The organism is Paenibacillus sp. 11B, assembly GCF_030487755.1.
GTDB classification, from domain to species: Bacteria; Bacillota; Bacilli; order Paenibacillales; family Paenibacillaceae; genus Paenibacillus; species Paenibacillus vandeheii.
In genome coordinates this window covers 344,322-362,341 of record NZ_JAUKNS010000002.1, presented here as the reverse complement: position 1 = coordinate 362,341, position 18,020 = coordinate 344,322, and the positions used below count along the sequence as shown (strand labels likewise).

16 protein-coding genes and 1 riboswitch are annotated in these 18,020 nt (G+C 44.4%); of the genes, 12 read left to right on the top strand and 4 right to left on the bottom strand.

The window, feature by feature from the left end; translation table 11 throughout:
* Positions 1-103: 103 nt before the first annotated feature.
* On the top strand, positions 104-4,156 hold the full coding sequence (locus Q0V21_RS10115) for an S-layer homology domain-containing protein (RefSeq protein ID WP_301878725.1): 4,053 nt from the start codon (positions 104-106) through the stop codon (positions 4,154-4,156).
* Positions 4,157-4,246: 90 nt separating this feature from the next.
* Here the strand turns inward: Q0V21_RS10115 and Q0V21_RS10110 are convergent, their stop codons facing one another.
* Positions 4,247-4,705, bottom strand: coding sequence for an OsmC family protein (locus tag Q0V21_RS10110; RefSeq protein ID WP_079344437.1), 459 nt, complete (start codon positions 4,703-4,705; stop codon positions 4,247-4,249).
* Positions 4,706-4,882: 177 nt separating this feature from the next.
* Positions 4,883-5,800 (bottom strand): AraC family transcriptional regulator, encoded by a 918-nt coding sequence (locus Q0V21_RS10105; protein WP_301878724.1) that lies wholly within the window; start codon positions 5,798-5,800, stop codon positions 4,883-4,885.
* Positions 5,801-5,982: 182 nt separating this feature from the next.
* Here Q0V21_RS10105 and Q0V21_RS10100 point away from each other — a divergent pair, with 182 nt between their 5' ends.
* The 4 genes from Q0V21_RS10100 (at position 5,983) to Q0V21_RS10085 (ending at position 9,070) form a co-directional block, all read left to right on the top strand.
* Positions 5,983-6,969 (top strand): aldo/keto reductase, encoded by a 987-nt coding sequence (locus tag Q0V21_RS10100; protein ID WP_301878723.1) that lies wholly within the window; start codon positions 5,983-5,985, stop codon positions 6,967-6,969.
* Positions 6,970-7,165: 196 nt separating this feature from the next.
* Positions 7,166-8,143 carry an aldo/keto reductase gene (locus Q0V21_RS10095; protein WP_079344441.1) on the top strand — a complete coding sequence of 326 codons (978 nt, stop codon included), beginning with the start codon at positions 7,166-7,168 and terminating at the stop codon, positions 8,141-8,143.
* A gap of 77 nt (positions 8,144-8,220) precedes the next feature.
* Positions 8,221-8,321, top strand: a riboswitch (guanidine-I (ykkC/yxkD leader).
* 96 nt (positions 8,322-8,417) lie between these two features.
* Positions 8,418-8,759 (top strand): DMT family transporter, encoded by a 342-nt coding sequence (locus Q0V21_RS10090; protein WP_079344442.1) that lies wholly within the window; start codon positions 8,418-8,420, stop codon positions 8,757-8,759.
* Complete coding sequence (locus Q0V21_RS10085) at positions 8,756-9,070, top strand: DMT family transporter (protein ID WP_079344443.1); 315 nt, start codon at positions 8,756-8,758, stop codon at positions 9,068-9,070. Before Q0V21_RS10090 ends, Q0V21_RS10085 begins: the two co-directional genes overlap by 4 nt.
* Before the next feature lie 85 nt (positions 9,071-9,155).
* Here Q0V21_RS10085 and Q0V21_RS10080 read toward each other — a convergent pair whose 3' ends face one another.
* Complete coding sequence (locus Q0V21_RS10080) at positions 9,156-9,524, bottom strand: porin family protein (RefSeq protein WP_079344444.1); 369 nt, start codon at positions 9,522-9,524, stop codon at positions 9,156-9,158.
* Between the two features lie 507 nt (positions 9,525-10,031).
* Here Q0V21_RS10080 and Q0V21_RS10075 point away from each other — a divergent pair.
* The 4 genes from Q0V21_RS10075 to Q0V21_RS10060 all read left to right on the top strand — a co-directional run bounded on the left by Q0V21_RS10075 (position 10,032) and on the right by Q0V21_RS10060 (position 12,993).
* Complete coding sequence (locus Q0V21_RS10075; RefSeq protein ID WP_301878722.1) at positions 10,032-11,411, top strand: DEAD/DEAH box helicase; 1,380 nt, start codon at positions 10,032-10,034, stop codon at positions 11,409-11,411.
* Between the two features lie 172 nt (positions 11,412-11,583).
* Entirely contained in the window at positions 11,584-11,913 is a 330-nt protein-coding gene (locus Q0V21_RS10070) for an antibiotic biosynthesis monooxygenase (protein ID WP_024631801.1), read from the top strand.
* A gap of 139 nt (positions 11,914-12,052) precedes the next feature.
* Positions 12,053-12,403, top strand: coding sequence for an MmcQ/YjbR family DNA-binding protein (locus Q0V21_RS10065; RefSeq protein WP_094936533.1), 351 nt, complete (start codon positions 12,053-12,055; stop codon positions 12,401-12,403).
* 119 nt (positions 12,404-12,522) lie between these two features.
* On the top strand, positions 12,523-12,993 hold the full coding sequence (locus Q0V21_RS10060) for a GNAT family N-acetyltransferase (RefSeq protein ID WP_301878721.1): 471 nt from the start codon (positions 12,523-12,525) through the stop codon (positions 12,991-12,993).
* Positions 12,994-13,084: 91 nt separating this feature from the next.
* On the opposite strand, the gene Q0V21_RS10055 is transcribed toward Q0V21_RS10060, so the two are convergent.
* Positions 13,085-13,681, bottom strand: a complete 597-nt coding sequence (locus Q0V21_RS10055; protein ID WP_301878719.1) for a TetR/AcrR family transcriptional regulator — start codon at positions 13,679-13,681, stop codon at positions 13,085-13,087.
* Positions 13,682-14,049: 368 nt separating this feature from the next.
* Here Q0V21_RS10055 and Q0V21_RS10050 point away from each other — a divergent pair, with 368 nt between their 5' ends.
* From Q0V21_RS10050 to Q0V21_RS10040, 3 genes are all read left to right on the top strand, one after another.
* Entirely contained in the window at positions 14,050-15,312 is a 1,263-nt protein-coding gene (locus tag Q0V21_RS10050) for a cytochrome P450 family protein (RefSeq protein ID WP_301878718.1), read from the top strand.
* Between the two features lie 254 nt (positions 15,313-15,566).
* On the top strand, positions 15,567-16,496 hold the full coding sequence (locus Q0V21_RS10045; RefSeq protein ID WP_079344450.1) for an ArsR/SmtB family transcription factor: 930 nt from the start codon (positions 15,567-15,569) through the stop codon (positions 16,494-16,496).
* A 198-nt stretch (positions 16,497-16,694) separates the two neighbouring features.
* A complete protein-coding gene (locus Q0V21_RS10040) occupies positions 16,695-17,987 on the top strand; it encodes an ABC transporter substrate-binding protein (RefSeq protein WP_079344451.1) in 1,293 nt (430 codons plus the stop codon).
* Positions 17,988-18,020 lie beyond the last annotated feature (33 nt).

The window sequence follows — 18,020 nt, the reverse complement described above, 5'->3', positions numbered from 1 at the left end:
AGGGTTTTACAATTTTGATATTATGATTTTTTGGTTTAACTGTCCTCTTACATTGGGTTGATATACTTGCCTGAGCTTTTATATGGGGGAGGGGTTAGACAACTTGAAAGACATCAATCAACGCTGGGTAGCGATGATCCTTGTGGCAGTAATGGTTATCCAATCATTCTGGACATTTGCAGGAGTTGGATACGCAGCATCAGAAAACCTTAACACCAGTAATTTGGCGAAAAACGTGGTCATCAGCCAATTTTATGGAGGCAAGAAAGACGACGTGCTCGACGTGTACGGCAACGACTTTGTAGAACTATATAATCCGACAGCAGAACCTGTTTCGCTGAACGGCTGGTCCTTACAATTTGCTGATACCAAAAACAATAACTGGAAGTTAGCCCAGCTAGGTACAACGACTGCCCAGATTCCGGCATATGGTTATTATCTGATTGCGCTTGGCAGCAATGGTAATGTCGGGGAGCAGCTTCCACAGCCAGATGCCACTGAAGCTTCATTCAAACTAGATAACAACAACGGAAAGCTGGTTTTATTGAATACGACACAACTGTTGACGGCCAATGATCCGATGGCTGACGCATTACAGGAACATGTGGTTGATTTTGTTGGATATAATGCGGATGCTTATTGGGGAAGTCCGGCTCCACAAGCTGGCAAACAAAACACGATGCAACGATATGTGTTCGATCCACTGAATCCGGAGAATAGCACTAATGCAGCTGCGTTTCCGAATCGCGGAAACAACTGGGACACACAGAATAACGGAAATGACTTTGAGAAGGTCAAAGGTGCAAAGGCTCGCAATTCAAGCACAACTTCCGCCTATGTCATTCTGGAAACTAATCAAACGATAGAGATGCAATCAGCTTCGAGCGTAGATCCTGTACATAACAAGGTTACGTTGAATGCATTTGGAGGCTTGGTTAAGCAGGGGCTCTGGACATCCGATGATTTCAGTGTGCTTGGCCTCCCGGTAGGATTCTCTGCTGAAGCCAGTGCGAGTAGAGATCAGATCGAAGTCACCATCACTGGAGATGGTAACGGGAATGTGGTTTCAGATAGCCTTCTGACATTTGAGATTCATCCTGGGGCTTGGGATCAAGTTCACAAACCAGCCTCATCCTTAACGGTGTATCAAGGAAGCAATACCGTAACAATAGCTCAATTCACGCCATCCAATAAGATTGTAGCAGCACTGGACGCCTCATCGTCCAACATTCGTATGGAAAGTGCAAAGGGCCTGAACACCACGATCCAACTCAATCTTAGCGCCGGCGTTCCCGTGGATGGGGTTCTGGACCCGGAAGCTTACAGTTTGACAGGGCTTCCCGAAGGTGACTGGAGCATCCAGGCTGAAGGCCGAAGTAGTGACAATACCATCACGATTACCATTTCGGGTACATCCGCTTCCGCTGTCATGGACACGGCTGTGGTTCGTGTGACGTTAATGGCTGACGCTGTGCAAGATAGGGACTGGCTGGCTTCGGAAGCGATTAACGTATCTCTGCTTCGATACAGTCAACCGGTTCTTGCGGATGAGACTCGAAAAATGAAAGTTGAAGAAAGCATCATAGCGGACAATACAGGCTTTAATGACCCTGCCACCAAAGAATATAAATATGGAAGTGATGCCATGGGAGCGAACGAATACACCTTCCTGCGCGGTACACATTCCTTATTCAAGGATGATCTTGCTGCGGGTCTTATTCCTTCTCCAGATTCAGTAATTTCAGGCTGGAATCAGAAGGACATCCTTACTTACACGCAAGGCGACGCCCATATTCAGAATGTGGGGACCTTTAACGACAGTACCAATCAAATGGTGTTCAGTCTGAACGATGTGGATTCTTCCGGAATCGGCAGCTTTTATGACGATCTGATTCGTTTTGTTACAAGTATTTATGTAGTCAAATACGAAAAAGACAGCGCCGCGATTGCCAATCTGCAGGATGCCGATTTCCGGGAAGTATCTCGCGTTTTTCTTAAGACCTATAAGGATACTTTGGTTGATATTAATAGCAAAATCAGCCCGAAAGACACCAAGCTGACCAAAAGCAATGTAACGCCATATACGAAAGAGGTTATGGACAAAGTCTCCAAAGTGTCTTACGAGGAAGCATTGCAAAAATTGCTGGGCAAGCGGGCGCTTGATGGAAAATTAAACATCGCTGGCAATTCGGACAAGTTTGAGGCCGCGACGGAGGCGGAGAAAGCTTCCCTGCAAGCCGCTTGGGAAGCATACAAATTGCAAGTCAGAAGCAATTTCCCAAACCTGACTGACGATGAATTCAATGCCTATTTTAAGATAAAGGATATTGTGCGCCGTATTCATCAGGGTATTGGTAGCATTGGGGTTGAACGCTACAATGTGCTAATCGAAGGAGCAAGTGAGGTCAACACGGACGATATTCTGCTCGACGTGAAAGAGCAGACTCGGGACGCCAATCTTTCGAAAGATGCATATCTTAAAACGGCAGTCGATTCCGATTCTTATCTGGGTGTGCTCGAAGCAATGAATCGCTCGTACCTGATTAGGGAAGTCTCACCTTTTAAAGGTGATTATACAGATAAGCCGTTCAAGAACAAGGAAGAGCTGGAGCAGTATTTGGTCGATGCGGCCAAAGCTTACGCGTATGCAAGCTCGCGCCTGGACAAGGTATCCGATGAGTTGAACTACAAGTTTGAGGAACGTTTTGTAACGAATATTGTACCGATCTGGGATGATTTGCAGAATTTTATTGTTAATGCGGCTGAGGATTACTCGCATCAGGTCGCAGCGGATTTTGCACTTGTGAAGGAGGATATGCGAACCGGGAAGCTGATTGACGTTTCTACACTGGAAGAATTATCCGTTGATCAAGGCTCCTTGAGTCCAGCATTTGATCCTGCAATTACGGCGTACAGTGTGAATGTTGAACAAGCCGTAGACTCCATCCGTATTACGGCGAAGGCTACCGATAGCCAGGCGACTTTGTCTGCCAAAGGTGACCCTTATGTGAACGGTATAAGCCAATCGTTTGGGCTGTCTGTTGGGAAAAATGTAATTCCAATTACGGTAAAAGCACGTAATGGATCAAGCAAGACCTACAGTGTAACTGTCGTCAAAGCCGGAGAATCCACTACGGTTCCATCGACACCTTCAACGCCTTCGACGCCAACTGGAGGAACAAATGATAATCAAGCAGGTACTTCTGGCAATAGTGGAACTGTTACTGTGAATGGTGGATCGTTGAGCCTGAGCGGGGTTAAAATCAATGTGCCAGCCGGAGCGATGGATAGCAGCGTCGTAATTTCTGTTAATAAAGTAAACCAAACCTCGAATCTGTTCTCGGATTCCACATTGAAACTGCTTGGGGATGTTTATGAGATTACGGCGAGCAAGAGCGGGGACTTCACCAAGCCGGTGACCGTTACCTTGCCATTCGACAAGAACAAGGTGAACTTTGAGAACTCGGTTGTGGGATTGTATTGGTTCAACGAGCAAACTCAAAAGTGGATTGCACTTGAACATCTGCAAGTGGATCAAACGAATGAAACGGTATCTGGAACCATTAATCATTTTACCAAGTTTGCTGTTCTGGTATCCGATAAGACGGTAACACCAACTCCGGAAGGAACCAAAAACTTCACGGATCTCGAAGGACATTGGGCTTCCGGCAGTATTATGGATCTGGTTGAACTCGGTGTGATCCAAGGTTATCCGGACAACAGCTTCAGACCGGATAAAAAAATGACTAGAGCCGAATTTGTTACTATTGTTATTAAAGCTTTAAATTTACAAGGCTCTTCTGATAAAGAGTTTGCGGATACCACCAGCCATTGGGCGCAAGACGCGATTTCCACTGCTGCAGGTCTGGGTATTGTTAATGGATATAGTGATAATACCTTTGTTCCAGATGAATTGGTGACCCGCGAGCAAATTGCGACGATGATCGTTCGTGCAGCGCAAATTGCGGATACAGAGAGCAATATCCACTTCTCTGATGTTGCTGAAATATCCGGTTGGGCACGTTCAGCACTTGCCGCAGCCATTGCCAATGGTCTCGTTAACGGTTATCCAGACGGAACATTGAAACCGCAAGGAAATACGACTCGTGCCGAAGCCGCTACACTTATCCAAAGAGCTATTCAATTGACAAAATAAATTCAATATTTCAGAAAGGCTGCCCTCCAGCAAGTACAACTTGTTGGGGAGCAGCCTTTTTGTATCTTGGAGTCTGGTTAATTCGTTTTGTTATAACGATATACCATTGTCTATAATAACGCGATTGAGCTTGGTATTCACCGAATTGGAGATTGTATCACCTACAGGACATTTGCTTTCCAGAAATTGTACAAACGGTTCAATCTTTTCGTCAGATGAACTGGTTTTAATATAGAACGTGTATCGAATATCGGAATAACCGGGGCGTACATCAGTTCGGTTGAAAAATCCGTCAAGATCCAGATCACCTTCAACCTCCACTCTGAAATCATCAAGTACGACATCGAATTTGGAGGCATAAACCCGGGCCACAATGGATTGACATGCGCCAAGGGAGGCAAGTAAAGCTTCTACAGGATTCATTCCCGTGTCAGTACCACCGAGGCTTGTTGGCTCATCGATGACCAGTTCAAATTGTCTCACTTTGGTGATTACTTTTACCCCGTCTTGTAGATGTGCGGTAGCTTTGAAAGTCTGAACATTAGCCATCCGATACCTCTCCTTTATAAAGCATGGTATGTAACTTGGTTTAGTATGGATTATAGTTCCATGTCTCACAAGCTGTCAATACAAGGTAGATAGAATTCGGTATTCTCTGTCAATTGAAAAATGGATAGCCTTGTGGCTATCCATTTCTATGGCTTCTCAACTTTTGAGCCAATGTGCTTATTCACTCATGGCCTGATCGTATTTTTCCTTCAAACGTCTGATGTCCGCTCGCGGCGGTGCTCCGAACATGCGGGAGTATTCCCGACTGAATTGCGACGCACTCTCGTAACCAACCCGAAATGCTACATCAGCGGCATCAGCCGATTCAGCCATGAGCAGCCGACGGGCCTCCTGGAGCCTAAGTTGCTTCTGAAACTGAAGTGGGCTCATGGCGGTGATTTCTTTAAAATGCCGGTGAAACGAGGACACACTCATGTTGGCTGTCTCCGCAAGATCTTCAATCCGAAACGATTGCTCCCAATGCTGAACAATATGCTCGATGGCTTCCCGAATCCGGTAGCTGCTGCTGCCCTCCACCGCAATCTGGGCCAGTTCGGCTCCATAGGGTCCCTGCAGAAGCCGGTACAGAATTTCTCGCGTATAGAGTGGGGCAAGGAACGGGATTTCTCCTGGTGTATCCAACAGCCGAACCAACCGCAGTACAGCATCTTGAATGGAGGGCTCCATCTGTCCAACGAACAGAGCGCGTCTGGCGTTTTCTTTGGACTTGACCTTAATATCACAATCGTTCAACACTTCAAGAATCTGATGCTGTGTAAACTCAAGCTTGAGACTCAGGTAAGGCATAGCAGAGGAAGCTTTTATAATCTGACCAATCACCGGCAGGTTCATGGAAGCAATCAGATAATTGGAGGGTCCGTATTCGAATCTTTCCTGTGCCAGCAAGATTTCTTTCAAGCCTTGAACGATTACACAAAATGAAGGCTTATAAACCCGGTAAGCAGGTTCGCTAATGCTGGAATGCTGATAGACATACAGGGAAGGGATTTCCGTTTCCTTGGAGCTATTATGAATGGAATGACGCTTGATCAGTTCGGTGAGCTCCTGTTGTTGCTGACCTCCGTTATCGGACATACAAATCCTCCTTGAGAGTTGTTCTTGCTTCATTATAAGACTTAACGACCTTAGACAAAAGTGGGTGTGAGAGGATCAGGCAATCAATTAAGACAAATGATATACCGTTTCGTTCTGCTAGTTCGGCATAATAATATTAGGTTGCAGATTATGAAATCAAACGAAGAAAGGAAGTTTGTAGGATGCAAAAACGAACATTGGGAAATAGCGGCTTGGAAGTTTCGGCAATTGGGCTTGGTTGTATGGGAATGAGCTACGGGTATGGTCCAGCTTCGGACAAAACGGAGATGATCGCGGTCATACGGGAAGCTGTTGAACGCGGTGTAACTTTCTTTGATACCGCCGAAGTCTATGGTCCATATATCAATGAAGAACTCGTCGGCGAAGCGCTTTCTCCTGTACGCGATCAGGTTGTCATAGCGACGAAGTTCGGATTTGACATTCAGGGTGGCAAACAGAGCGGGATGAATAGCCGTCCTGAGCAGATCAGGAAAGTTGCCGAAGAGTCTCTTAAGCGGCTAAAGATCGAAGCGATTGATTTGTTTTATCAGCACCGTGTTGATCCGGATGTGCCGATTGAAGAGGTTGCCGGAGCCGTGCAGGATCTGATTCGAGAAGGGAAAGTGAAGCATTGGGGGCTATCGGAAGCCGGCGTGAACACGATTCGACGTGCACATGCCGTTCAGCCGGTAGCAGCTGTCCAGAGTGAATATTCCTTATGGTGGAGACGTCCAGAAGAAGAACTGATTCCAGCGCTTGAGGAGCTCGGTATTGGTTTTGTTCCTTTTAGTCCTTTGGGTAAAGGATATCTCACGGGAAGTTTTAACGCGAAAACAACGTTTGATCAGGGTGATTTGCGTAATATTTTGCCACGCTTCACACCAGAGGCGTTGGAGGCCAATCAGGTGCTGGTCGATCTGTTGAAAGAGAAGGCGGAGAAAATCCAAGCCACCCCTGCACAAATCGCACTTGCTTGGCTGCTGGCCCAAAAACCATGGATCGTACCGATTCCTGGAACGCGCAAGTCGAGTCGTCTCAAAGAAAATATGGGTGCGGCGGACATTGAGCTCACACCCGAAGATGTACAGAGCATTAATGATGCAGCTTCAAAAATTACCCTGATGGGTTCGAGATATACAGAGGAGCTGGAGAGAAGAACGGGTCTCTGATGCATTTTAGTATGCCAGAAAGCTGGGTGGAAAGATTGAGTAAACGGTTATCGAACGAAGTGAAGCAAATCGTAATCGAGAGATTGGAGTCCCAGATCAAATGGGAAGAAAATCCGATTTTCAAAGAAATGTACCTCAGATATTGGATAAAATTAACGTTAGATTCATCCAAATCCAATTAAAGGAGTGTTTGATTATGGAATATGTAAAACTGGGTCGTACCGGACTGGACGTTTCAAGATTATGTCTTGGTTGCATGAGCTATGGAGTCCCTGAACGCGGAATCGCTCCATGGTCGTTGAACGAGGAAGAAAGTCGTCCTTTTATCCAAAAAGCGCTAGACTTGGGTATTAACTTCTTTGATACAGCCAACGTCTATTCGGATGGTACAAGCGAAGAAATCGTGGGTCGTGCGTTGAGGGATTTTGCTCGTCGTGATGAGGTTGTTATTGCAACAAAGGTTTACTTCCGCATGAAGCCGGGGCCGAACGGCGCAGGTTTATCAAGAAAAGCTATTATGAATGAGATTGATAATAGTTTAAAGCGACTAGGGACTGATTATGTGGATCTGTATCAGATCCATCGTTGGGACAGTAGTACTCCAATTGAAGAAACCATGGAGGCCCTTCATGATGTGGTTAAGGCGGGTAAAGTCCGATACATTGGAGCTTCTTCGATGTACGCCTGGCAGTTTATGAAGGCTCAGTATACTGCCGAACGCAATGGCTGGACCCCATTTGTCTCCATGCAAAATTTACTTAATTTGTTGTATAGAGAAGAGGAAAGAGAGATGTTACCTCTTTGCGCAGAAGAAGGAATCGGCGTCATTCCCTGGAGTCCCCTTGCTAAAGGAAGACTTACACGGGATTGGAATGAACAAACAGCCCGTTCATCGAACGACGAAGCAGGAGATCGACTTGCTGCGGGAATGGTTGATGCCGATCGTAAAATAGTGGAGACTGTCGCTGATATTGCAAACAAACGGGGTGTTTCCAGAGCAACCGTTGCGCTGGCATGGGTATTGCAAAAAGAAGGTGTCACCGCACCAATTGTGGGTGCAACGAAGGAACATCATTTGGAGGATGCTGTAGCAGCGTTGACCGTGAAGCTGGATGCGCAGGAAATTGCAAGCCTGGAGGAATACTACGTACCACACAAAATATTCGGCATGTAAGTTCCTTCTAGCCCTAGAAACGATCAAGGGTTGCCAATCGAAAAGAAATGTGTATAATTGGAGTCACATTAGAATATTCAAATGTTTTCTAGGGTTCCGCGGCAGTTGTGTCGGTCTGGTCCGAGAGAAAACTCACAGCCCGTTGGTTGTGTCACGGAGGGACAAAAGCCTGGGAGATGAACTGCTTCATGCAGTTTATTTCCCGGGCTTTTTTATTTTGGCTTCATGTAACTAATAATACACGTAGCAATATTTGAAAAGGAGTGTGACAGAGATGAACAAAACCTGGTTGTCCGTCGTTATTGCAGCTTTATTTGAAGTCGGTTGGGTCATTGGATTGAAACATGCCAGTGGTTTTCTGGAATGGGGGGTTACACTGATCGCCATTATTGTCAGCTTCACCTTGATGATTGCGGCTTCCCGCTCACTTGATGTAGGAACGGTGTATGCGGTGTTTGTTGGCCTGGGTACGGCAGGGACTGTACTGGCAGAGATTGTTTTGTTTGGTGCAGCGGTTCAAACTGGGAAAATGGTGCTCATCGGGGTTCTTTTACTGGGTGTAATCGGTCTTAAAATGCTTAGCAAAGGAAAAACAAAGGAGGTCCATGAATCATGAACTGGGTATTTCTAGTTTTAGCTGGTGTCTTTGAAATGATTGGGGTTCTGATGATTAATAAACTGCACAAAGATCGTAACCTGATTTCTATGGTGCTCTTGATTGCAGGTTTTGGATTAAGCTTCCTGTTCCTGTCCCTGGCGATGAAGACTCTTCCAATGGGGACGGCATATGCCGTATGGACTGGAATCGGCGCTTCCGGGGGAGCCATTCTTGGTATGATATTTTATGGAGAACCCCGAAATGCGTTAAGGATTCTGTTTATTGCCATGGTGCTCGGATCAGCGGTAGGGTTGAAATTGGTGAGTTAATGGATGGATGAACGAAAAAAAGAAAAGCGTTGAGTTCAGATTTCACTCCTGAACTTAACGCTTTTCTGAGATTTAAAAGTTTAGTTTAAGGTTGTACAATTTTATCAAGATAGTAATTCTGTATCCATCCCCATGCCTGATATTTATAACTGTAGACATATAGATAAGTCATCCCATCTACAAGAACGCTTTCAGTCCCACCGTAGACCATATCGCCATAAACATGTGAGCCAATATTCACACCAGTAGGTGACGGAGTTTTCCGGAAATTAGAATAATCATTTACTTTATAGTAGGATGACAAAGCCATTATGCTAACATCTGAATTAGGTAACTGCTGAACAACTGCTGGTGTAGATGATGGAATGATATCGGTATCTTGAGCTGCAAAAGCTCCGGAAGCTGGAAGTAACGTTGTGGCCAATAGGGAAGCTGCAATGAATTTTTTCAACATTTGAAATTCTCCTTTTTAATTAGGATTAGAATACTTTACTTTTTGAGTATTAATAATCTCTAGTTGTGGTCAAAAAGGAATTTCTTCTAACATAAGTGAAAGTGAGATTTTATTAAATATAACTGTAACTTTATATAAAACTCCTTTCTATTTACTATTCCCTGTATATGTACCAGTGAACAGGTATAATATACCATATTATGTAATGGAAAAAGTTTGAAATATTTAAGTCATTTGGAATTATAATATGTATATTATTTATATAATAGTGATAAATCTCATAGCAATAAGCTTGATCCAACGGATGAAAACATAAGCTATTAGAAGCTAAAGAAAATGGTAATGATGTGAAGATGGAGTGGGTTAATCTTAGTGATCAAAAAGATTTGTTAGAATATTTTAAAAAGATAATATACAGATGCGTTTTTTAATGTTATCCTTATGTGTTACGTTTTGAAATGAGAGATACGTCAAATGAATATTTGTTGCGTAAATTAAGGAGACCTAATGACATTTAAAGACTTGAATATTATACCCGCAATTTTGGAAGGCTTGAGCAAAGCAAATTATACTGCCCCGACACCTATACAAGAACAGGCAATTCCAGCCGTATTGGCAGGCAGAGATTTGCTTGGCTGTGCGCAAACAGGGACAGGGAAGACGGCAGCATTTTCTGTACCCATCATTCAATTATTAAGCGAAAAGTCGAACGGCCCCAAAGCCGCACGTCATATTCGTTCATTGATTCTAACACCGACAAGAGAACTGGCGATTCAGATCTCGGATAACATTAAGGCTTATAGCCGTTACACCGATATTCGTTGTGCCGCTATCGTAGGTGGTGTTTCGCAAAAAGTTCAGGAACGTGCACTCAATCAAGGTGCAGATATTATTATTGCAACGCCCGGAAGATTGATTGACCTGGTCAATCAAAAGCGTATTGATCTGAAACATTTGCAAATACTGGTTCTTGATGAAGCAGACCGCATGTTGGATATGGGCTTCATTCACGATGTGAAGCGAATCATCGCGAAGATGCCGAGTAAGAAACAGACGCTGTTCTTCTCAGCTACCATGCCTCCGGAAATTACAAAAATGGTAAAAACGCTGCTGGTGGATCCGGTAAAAGTAGAAATTACACCCGTATCCTCCACAGTGGATCGAATTGAACAGTCTGTGTATTTATTGGAAAATGGAAAAAAACAGAATCTGTTGAATCATATCCTACAGGATAAGTCCATCGTTTCGGCACTGGTGTTCACCCGTACGAAGCGCGGAGCAGACCGTGTAACTCGTGATTTGTCCAAAGTGAATATTACGGCCCAGGCCATTCATGGCAACAAATCGCAGAATGAGCGTCAAAGAGCTCTGAATAATTTCAAAAGCGGAGTTACGCGGGTGCTGGTAGCGACAGATATAGCGGCAAGGGGTATTGATGTTGAAGAGCTTTCACATGTAATCAACTTCAACCTGCCTAATATTCCAGAAACGTATGTCCACCGCATTGGTCGTACGGGCCGAGCTGGACATAGCGGAATGGCTATTTCCTTTTGTGAGAAGGAGGAACTTCCGTTCCTCAAGGATATCGAGAAGGTAATCAAGAAAACCATTCCTGAAGTGAAAAATCATCCTTATCCGATGACAAGTGTCCCTGCTTTTGTAAAATCGAATCAAACATCGAAGTCTGCAGGCCATAAATCAGCAGCTGATAAACCTGTGAAGGCAAAAGCGAATCCTGCTCGCAAGCCAAAGTCCGAGTGGTTTAAAAAGAGTGGCAAAGCCAATCACAGTAAACCAAACAGTAGTAAGCCAAATAGCGGTAAACCAAACCACAATAGTACAAGTCACAGTAAACCAAAGAGCAGCAAAGTGAATAAAGCTCTTTAAAATAACGAGCAAAATGCCTTCTCCATTTCGTGGAGGAGGTTTTTTTTGTATACAAAAACGGATGCGATATTGATAATCATTTTCAATAAGAATAGAATAATAGAGTGAAAGTTAAAAAAAGTCACAAGTCTTGTATGCTGCAGTGACTTGAGGCAATCAGGAGGCGTAATTTATGTTCATTCAAACTCGCGTTATGGTAGTTGAAAAAGGTCACAGTCATAAACTGGTGGAACGTTTTAGTGCCCCTAGCCCTGTAGAGGAAATGCCGGGACTGATTGATTTCAGTGTGATGGTTAACAAAAAGAGTAAAGAACATGAAGAAGTAATGGTGCTGATTCGTTGGGAATCGGAAGATGCATGGAAGAATTGGGAGAAGAGTGATGTGCATATTAAGGGTCACCGCGAGAAAAGAGGACAGGAGAAACCAGAATATTTAATTAGCACTACCGTGAATATGTACGAGGTCCAGAAAGTGAAGACAGCCAGGGTATCTAATACTTAATTTGAATGATGTATAGCCTATCACATGATTTATCATGTGATAGGTACATTCAACATGCTGGTTTACATGCAAACGTACATTCGGTATCATTGAATTGGGCAGGGAAAGTTTGTCTTCCGCGCAAAGGAGAGGTACTGAATTGAAGAATAAGATCATTGATTACTGTTTGAAGAAAAAAGGTGCCATCAAGGATTATCCCTTCGGAGCCGATACGGTTGTGATCAAAATTGGAGGGAAAATGTTTGCACTCATTTTTGAGGGCAAGGCGGATAACGTTCGCTTGAACCTAAAATGTGATCCGATTATTGCAGAAAACCTGAGAGAGCAGCATGAATCCGTTCAACCGGGGTATCATATGAACAAAAAGCATTGGAATACCATTATTCTTGATGGTTCCTTGTCGGAGCAAGATATTTATGTCATGATTGACCATTCGTACGACATGGTTGTCAAAACCCTGTCTAAGAGTCTTATGGAAACCATCTCGTAAGTAGGCCACATGAAAAGAGATGGTCATCACATCAAGTGAATAAGGCATTTCGTTCTTAATCGTAGTATAATTTATATCGTTAAGAGCGTCGGTTATTTCATGATGTGGAGGCTTACTGCATGTTCATTAGAGAAATAGAGGAAAAAGATAATCAAGAAGTAGAGTCTCTGATTCGAAGTTGTCTGATTGAATTTGAGGCCAATAAGACAGGAACGGCGTGGGCTGATCCAAATTTGGGCGATTTTTATCACCTTTATCAACGGAAAGGCTCAAAATATTGGGTGGTTGAGGATAACTCAACCATTGTAGCTGGTTGCGGGATCGGACCCGTGGAAGGATTTCCTCATATTTGTGAATTGCAGAAGATGTATGCATTGAAAGAAGCACGAGGAACCGGGATTTCATATGATTTGCTTCGGATTTCCCTTGATTTTGCCAAAGACTACTATGAACAATGTTATCTTGAAACGCTTAGCAACATGGTCGCGGCTAACAAGTTCTATATCAAGAACGGTTTTATTCCGTTAGAGGCACCGTTAAATGCAACGGAACATTTTGCTTGTGATGCATGGTATATGAAAGCATTATAAAATCAGATCTCAAGCTAAAAAAAGCCTAGTTCAAGCGGCAGATTGCCGACGATGAATTAGGCTTTTTGGTATTTTCATATACCCATATACGTTAAAGAAACGTTAAACAGAGCTGCTCCACAATGCGGTCGGGAGAGTTGCCGCGCACGTTTTTTTGAAACAGATAGGAATCATTGCTCATGGCGGTCAGGAGCATGTCTGTTTTGAACAAGCTGATGGCCTGTGATTCGTCGGTCTCTGTTGCTATTTCTTCGAATAACTCGAATAGCTGCTGGTGCAATTGGTCATATAGGGGACTTGAGGTTCTGGAGTCTGATCCCTGATATACCGCATTCTCGATGCCCGAGAGCAGCTCCGCATTTTTCTCTCTGAACTGGATAAATAACGTCAGCAGACCACGCAACCGCTCAAATGGGGGATGCAATGCGTTCTCCTGAAGGTATGTCTCTACATCCTCGAAGAACAACGCTGCGTTATCTTTGATCAAGTCCATACATAACTCACTCTTATTGCGGTATCTGCGGTATAAAGTGCCCGCTCCAATCTGCGCTTCGGAAGCGATCTGATTCATGCTGACCCGCTCGACGCCGTGCAGCTCAAATAATCTGAAAGCCACGTTCAGAATACGTTGGCGGTTCTCGGCTGCATCCCGTCGTTCCGAACGAGAGGTTGTGTTGGTTTTATCCACTGTCTGTCACTTCCTATCCTTCAACCTCCAAAATTTGACAAGGGGAGAACTCTCCGTTTAATATCAAGAAGAGGTTAAGCGGAGAGTTCTCCCCTTAATCTTAATCAAAACGAGAGGGATGTGCAACTCATGGAGAGTGATCATAACAAAGCTGCACTTCTGCTTCTGGTTATGGATATGCAGAACATCATTGTATCGTAGTATGCGAAGCACGAGAACGCACTGTTCCCGTTTCAGAAAGCAGTAGAAGCAGCTCTCGCAGACATAACGTACCCGTGATTTTTGTGAAGGTTGGTCATCGCCAGGAAGTCCCTCCAATATGCAATAGTTTAACCTAATAAAATTGTCGAAGCGAAAGGGTGGTTATAATGAGTGAGTTAGATCTTAATGCTTCACAACAAGCAGCGCTAAGTCTGTTTAGTGGGGATAGTGGTGAAAACCCGTTTTCCCTTATCAAGCAGTTGCGTGAAACAGGTCCTGTTATTCCAGTGTCTCTGCCAATGGGTGGCACAGATCGGGGACAGTGGTTGGTTACACGAATGGAAGAAGCTTCACAGGTACTTAAAGATCATGCACACTTCACAGTAGACCCGCAATCCATCGACGGTAATGAGAATGCCCTGAAAGCCTATGTAGGCAATATAGATCCAGATGCCCCTCCGACGTTCTTCACCGGAAAATCGATGCTCTCCGTGGATGAGCCTGATCATCGGCGATTACGTCGACTGGTCTCCAAAGCCTTTACGCCCAAATATATGGAAAGTCTTCGCCCGCGTGTACAGCAGATTGCTGATGAATTACTGGATCAGGTTCAAGCCCAGGGTGAGATGGATTTGGTCAAGGACTACGCCTATCCGTTACCGATCCATGTGATATCCGATATGCTGGGTGTGCCTAAATCAGATCGCCCTCAGATCCAGAACTGGTCCTCCGCGATTGCACACGGTTTGGGTTTGGGAGTGCGTGATCCGGGAGTAGAGGAGCATCTTCGAGCCTTCGGGGACTATACCGCACAGCTGGTAGCTGAGAAACGCAAACATCCTGCGGATGACTTGATTAGTCAATTGATTGCTATTGAAGAAGAGGGCGATCGACTCAGTGAACCTGAACTGCTGTCCATGATTACATTATTGATCTTTGCCGGTCATGAGACGACATCCAATCTGATTGCAACAGGTGCAATGATGTTATTGGATCATCCTGAACAATTGGAGGAGCTCAAGGCTGATCTCAGTCTGGCCCCGTCTGCTGTCGAGGAATTGCTGCGTTTTAATGGACCTGCAACCATTGCTGGACCGCGGTTTGCAACTCAGGATATCGAGCTGGCAGGACAACGGATTAAAAAGGGAGATATGGTCATTCCCGTGTTGAAATCTGCCAATCGGGATGAGCTTCAGTTTGAACAGCCAGAGGATCTGGATGTTACACGTCATATTAATCGTCATCTGGCTTTTGGTCATGGCATTCATTCCTGCTTGGGGGCTCCACTTGCTCGTGTGGAGGGAGATATCGCTTTTACAACATTGTTAAGACGTATGCCTAATCTGCGACTTAATATTCCTCGGGAAAACATTGAGTGGCATTTGGCGCTAAGTTCACAGAGCCTGGCAGCCTTGCCTGTCGCATTTTAGCACAAAGTGTTGGAGCTTTTATTGGCAAGAGGAACCTGTACACCCCAAAATCCGCCTAACATGGCGGATTTTTTGGTTTGGAGCTATGGTTTCATTCCGATAGGAAACACACAGAAATTGTATGAAAACGAAGATTAATGATGAAGTAAAAAGCAATTTGATACAAAATAAATGTTTTGTTACAATATTATCGACTGAATTAAACTATTCGATTACATTTGTTGTTCCATAAATACATAAGAGGTGGTGAATGAATGCTTGAGTTGAGTTTTGATAATCCGGATGAGCTGGTCATGGTCACGCATGCTTTATCGACCCGCTCACGAGTGGATATCCTGAGACTATTGATTTCCCAAAACCTGAATATAGTAGAAATCGCGGAAGCTCTCAAACTTCCGGTATCGACAGTAGCCAGTAATATCAAGGTTTTGGAAGCGGCGAGGCTGATTAATACGGAACTGCTGCCCGCCTCTCGCGGGGCCATGAAGGTATGCAGCCGCAATTACGATGATATTCATATTGCTCTTAATCTGGAGAAAGCAATTCCCAAAGGCGATATTCAGGTATACGAAGTGGATATGCCTATTGGTCACTATAGTGATTGTGAAGTATCACCAACCTGCGGCATGGCGAATGGTGAGGGCATGATCATTCGAGAGGATGAACCTGCCAGCTTTTTTCATCCAAAGCATGTTGGCGCGCAGATTATGTGGTTTCGCAAAGGATATGTGGAATATTTGATGCCGCTGGAAATTCCGGGAGAAGCGGTAATCGAATCACTGGAACTGTCCATGGAGATGTGTTCTGAAGCCCCAAACTATGATCATAACTGGCCTTCCGATATCTCCGTATGGATTAACGGTGTGGAAATTGGCATGTGGACATGTCCTGGTGACTTTGGAGATCGGCGCGGAAAGCTCAACCCGGCTTGGTGGTTTGAATGGTCCACACAGTACGGGTTATTAAAGACATGGCGAGTGGACAAAAATAAAACGACACTGGATATGGAGAAAATCTCAGCAGTTGATCTGGCTCAGCTTAACCTTCAGAACAGCCACAAGTTAAGGGTACGGATTGGCATTAAACCGGATGCTGTTCATCAAGGAGGAGTTAATCTCTTTGGGAGACAATTTGGAGATTATGACCAAAATATAAAAATGACTGTACATTATGCTATTCATTAGAATGCTATAAGGGAGAAAGGCCTTGGTTGCAGATATTATGTAACTAATGCCTTTTTTTAATTAATAATTACATTAAATATGTTTGAAAGCGTTGACACAAGAGAAATACCCTTATATAATCCCCTATAGATACAGTAATAATGTAACAAAACAATTATATCGTTTGTATCTACAAATTAGAGTAAAGGGGATACTCGCATGAAAAAGAAGATCGGCAGGTTAGCACTGACATTATTACTCTCATTCTCTACCGTTTTAAGTGCATGTAGCGGAGGCAGTAACGACGCTGGGGATAGTGGCTCCGGTGATGGAAAAGTGACATTGTCCTTCTGGACACTGTTCGATGGTGGTGATGGCGCCAATATGCAGACATTGGTCGATGAATTCAACAAAACCCACCCGGACATTGAAGTCAAGAATACCAAATTGGCCTGGGGCGAGTACTATACGAAGCTCGTTACTGCTGTTGGTAACGGTAATGGACCGGATATCGGGATTTCCCATTCTTCCAGACTGCCCGACCTGATCAATCAGGGGGTCGTCACAGAGCTGGATACTCCGGCTACGGATGCAGGTGTGGATTGGAGCACGTATAACCAAAATCTCTTGGATGCGGTTACCGTAGAAGGCCAACATTATGCTGTACCCATTGACACACATCCCTTTATCATGTTCTACAACAAAAAACTTTTAAAAGATGCAGGCTTGCTTGGGGAAGACGGGAAACCGATTCTGGAGCAATCTGCTGACGGATTTGTAAGTTTCCTTCAAACGTTAAAAGAGAAGCTGCCTGCCAAAACTACCCCGTTTGCATTGTCCAATAATAATGATGACCCTTACCGCTTGTGGTGGTCACTGTACTCCCAGTTGGGTGGCAACGACGTCGTATCGGATGATCTGAAATCCGCAGCCATTGATAAGGAGAAAGGCATCAAAGCCGCAGACTATATCCAGAAGCTCTATACCGAAGGTTATATCAAGAAAAATGATCCGGACTTCTATAAAAATTTCCAAAGTGGCACAGCCGCCATTATCATGACAGGGGTCTGGACGACTGGAACCTGGGAATCCACCAAAGGACTTGAGTTTGGAGCCATGCCAATTCCGAAATTCTACGATCAGGAAGCAACGTGGGGAGATTCTCACACGATTGTTCTGCCGCTGACTAAGGATGAGGACTCGGCTAAACGCAAAGCAGCGATGATCTTTGCCGACTGGGTTGCTGACAATGGTCAGGTCTGGGCGAAAGCCGGACATATTCCATCCAAGCCATCCGTCCTGGAAAAACAGGAATTCAAGGATCTGCCATACCGCAGCGATTATTCCGAAGTGGCAAGTGTAGTTAAATTCAGCAAACATTCCACCAAGAATGCACAAATCCGTGATGAAGCTGCCTTTAAATTTTTGAATGAGGTATGGATGAACAAAATGACCCCTGCGGATGCCATGAACAACATGGAGACAGCCATTCAGAAAATTCTAAGCGAATAGAAGTAAGACGGGTCACGCAAGCCGTGCGTAGTC

Excerpts from the sequence above, each read along its gene's own strand:
- Q0V21_RS10080 (WP_079344444.1), bottom strand. The coding sequence starts at position 9,524 with ATGTTGAAAAAATTCATTGCAGCTTCCCTATTGGCCACAACGTTACTT.
- Q0V21_RS10070 (WP_024631801.1), top strand. The coding sequence starts at position 11,584 with ATGTTCATTCAAACTCGCGTTATGGTAGTTGAAAAAGGTCACAGTCAT.
- Q0V21_RS10085 (WP_079344443.1), top strand. The coding sequence starts at position 8,756 with ATGAACTGGGTATTTCTAGTTTTAGCTGGTGTCTTTGAAATGATTGGG.
- Q0V21_RS10105 (WP_301878724.1), bottom strand. The coding sequence starts at position 5,800 with ATGTCCGATAACGGAGGTCAGCAACAACAGGAGCTCACCGAACTGATC.
- Q0V21_RS10090 (WP_079344442.1), top strand. The coding sequence starts at position 8,418 with ATGAACAAAACCTGGTTGTCCGTCGTTATTGCAGCTTTATTTGAAGTC.
- Q0V21_RS10040 (WP_079344451.1), top strand. The coding sequence starts at position 16,695 with ATGAAAAAGAAGATCGGCAGGTTAGCACTGACATTATTACTCTCATTC.
- Q0V21_RS10110 (WP_079344437.1), bottom strand. The coding sequence starts at position 4,705 with ATGGCTAATGTTCAGACTTTCAAAGCTACCGCACATCTACAAGACGGG.
- Q0V21_RS10050 (WP_301878718.1), top strand. The coding sequence starts at position 14,050 with ATGAGTGAGTTAGATCTTAATGCTTCACAACAAGCAGCGCTAAGTCTG.
- Q0V21_RS10075 (WP_301878722.1), top strand. The coding sequence starts at position 10,032 with ATGACATTTAAAGACTTGAATATTATACCCGCAATTTTGGAAGGCTTG.
- Q0V21_RS10100 (WP_301878723.1), top strand. The coding sequence starts at position 5,983 with ATGCAAAAACGAACATTGGGAAATAGCGGCTTGGAAGTTTCGGCAATT.
- Q0V21_RS10060 (WP_301878721.1), top strand. The coding sequence starts at position 12,523 with ATGTTCATTAGAGAAATAGAGGAAAAAGATAATCAAGAAGTAGAGTCT.
- Q0V21_RS10095 (WP_079344441.1), top strand. The coding sequence starts at position 7,166 with ATGGAATATGTAAAACTGGGTCGTACCGGACTGGACGTTTCAAGATTA.
- Q0V21_RS10045 (WP_079344450.1), top strand. The coding sequence starts at position 15,567 with ATGCTTGAGTTGAGTTTTGATAATCCGGATGAGCTGGTCATGGTCACG.